Here is a 2,208-nt window from a genome sequence, read left to right on the forward strand (position 1 = left end):
GGGGCGGTACCGCCTTTCGTAGGGTCCGCGCCCGCCCCGGTGCGCACGCCGGTCAGTCGGCGGTCAGCGCCGCGTACCCGGGCTTGATCACGTCGTTGATCAGCGCGAGCCGCTCGTCGAACCCGATGAACGCCGACTTCATCGCGTTCACGGTGAACCACTGCAGCGTCGCCCAGTCGTAGCCGAACGTCTCCACCAGGTCGGTCATCTCGCTGGTCATCGTGCAGGCCGACATCAGCCGGTTGTCCGTGTTCACGGTGACCCGGAAGCGCAGCCGGGTGAGCAGCCCGATCGGGTGCTCGGCCAGCGACGGCGCCGCGCCGGTGTGCACGTTGGAGGTCGGGCACATCTCCAGCGGCACCCGCATGTCCCGGATGTAGGCGGCGAGCCGGCCCAGGCGCGGCGGCTCCCCCGGGTCCTCGCCCACGACGATGTCGTCGACCGTCCGCACGCCGTGCCCGAGCCGGTCGGCTCCGCACCACTGGATCGCCTCCCAGATGGAGGGCAGCCCGAACGCCTCGCCGGCGTGGATCGTGACGTGCGCGTTCTGCTGGCGGACGTACTCGAACGCGTCCAGGTGCCGGGTGGGCGGGAACCCCTTCTCGGCGCCTGCGATGTCGAAGCCGACGACTCCTGAATCGCGGTGGCGCACCGAGAGTTCCGCGATCTCCCGCGACCGCGCGGCGTGCCGCATCGCGGTGAGCAGGCAGCCGATCCGGATGGTGCGGCCCCCGGCGGCGGCGAGCTCGGTGCCGGTCCGGAACCCGGACAGCACCGACTCCACGACGGTGTCGAGGTCGAGCCCGTTGTTCACGTGCAGCTCCGGGGCGAACCGGATCTCGGCGTAGACGACGCCGTCGGCGGCCAGGTCCTGCGCCGCCTCGGACGCCACCCGGGCCAGCGCCTCCGGCGTCTGCATCACCGCGACGGTGTGCCCGAAGGTCTCCAGGTAGCGCTCCAGCGACCCGGAGTGCGCCGCGCCGAGGAACCAGGCGGCGAGCTCGGCAGGGTCGGTCGTGGGCAGGTCCCGGTAACCGGCGGCCTCGGCGAGCTCGATCACCGTGGAGACCCGGGGGCCGCCGTCGAGGTGGTCGTGGAGCAGTACCTTGGGCGCGGTCCGGATGGTCTCGGCGGTCAGCGGAGCAGCCACGGGGCGAACCGTAGAACATGCTGGTGAGCAGCCCGATCCGGGCTGCCCGGTACGCCCGTACGGCCCAACCCGTGACCGTCCGTCGACACCCGAACGGCAGTCGCTACCCTCTGAGTACTCCCCATCTGGCTCAGAGGAAACGCGGCGGTGCCATGAGCGACAACTCGAACCTCTCGTTCGACCGGATGCGCGGCATGCTGACGCGTGCGGCCGAGATCCGCGACAGCGAACAGCAGCAGATCTTCGACTCACTCGACGAGATCCACGCCCGGCTCGCGGCACTGGACGCCATCGGCACCGTGCGCAAGAAGCTCACCGAGCTCCCGGACCGGGCCGAGGTCGGAGTCCTGGCCGAGCGCCTCGACGAGACCGTGTCCAAGCTCGACAACCAGGAGGTCGCGCTCGGCGCGATCACCCGGGCGATCGAGTCCCTGCCGGACAAGCTGGCCAAGCCGTTCGCCCAGCTCGACGGCCGTCTCGACGGCATGGGCGGGCGCCTGGAGGGCGTGTCCGGCCGGATGGACGGCCTCGACGACCGGCTCGGCGGGCTGCACAAGCGCCTCGACGACCTGGACAACCGTCTCGACCGGCACGAGATGCGCCTGGACGCCATGCCGAACGCGGTCGCCACCCCGATCAAGGAGCGCATCGACGGCGTCGAGCGTCAGGTCAAGGAGCAGCTCGACGCGGCCACCCACTCGTTCGAGGAGACCGGCGAGGGCCTGCGCAACCTGCTCGGCGACACCTCGGTCGGCCTGCACCGCCGCCTGGAGGACCTGGCCGGACGCCCGGCCGTCGACCCGACCCCGGCGTTCGACGCGCTGGCCGAGCGGATCGACGCGCTCACCGAGAAGCTCGAGCAGATCGGTGGCCGCCTGGACTCGGTGGAGACCGGGCTCGACGGGAAGATCGGCGAGATCGGCGGGTCGGTGGACAGCCGGCTCGGCGAGCTCGACGAGGCGCTGCGCGCCCGCCCCGACACCTCGTCGGTGACCGAGCTGGTGTCCAAGGCCAACGAGGAGTCCGAGCGCCGCAACTCCAGCCAGCTCGACGAGGCC

The 2,208-nt window shown here is 71.5% G+C and carries 2 protein-coding genes; one reads left to right on the forward strand and one right to left on the reverse strand.

The genetic code is table 11. The features are described 5' to 3' along the window. Positions 1–52: 52 nt before the first annotated feature. Positions 53–1,150 (reverse strand): adenosine deaminase, encoded by a 1,098-nt coding sequence (locus I4I78_RS32055; RefSeq protein WP_218615256.1) that lies wholly within the window; start codon positions 1,148–1,150, stop codon positions 53–55. Between the two features lie 152 nt (positions 1,151–1,302). Between I4I78_RS32055 and I4I78_RS32060 the strand changes: the two genes are divergently transcribed. Further along, positions 1,303–2,208, forward strand: a 906-nt coding sequence (locus tag I4I78_RS32060) for a PA containing protein (protein ID WP_218615257.1), incomplete at its 3' end; no start/stop codon positions are given.

This window comes from Pseudonocardia sp. KRD291 (assembly GCF_019263595.1).
GTDB lineage: Bacteria > Actinomycetota > Actinomycetes > Mycobacteriales > Pseudonocardiaceae > Pseudonocardia.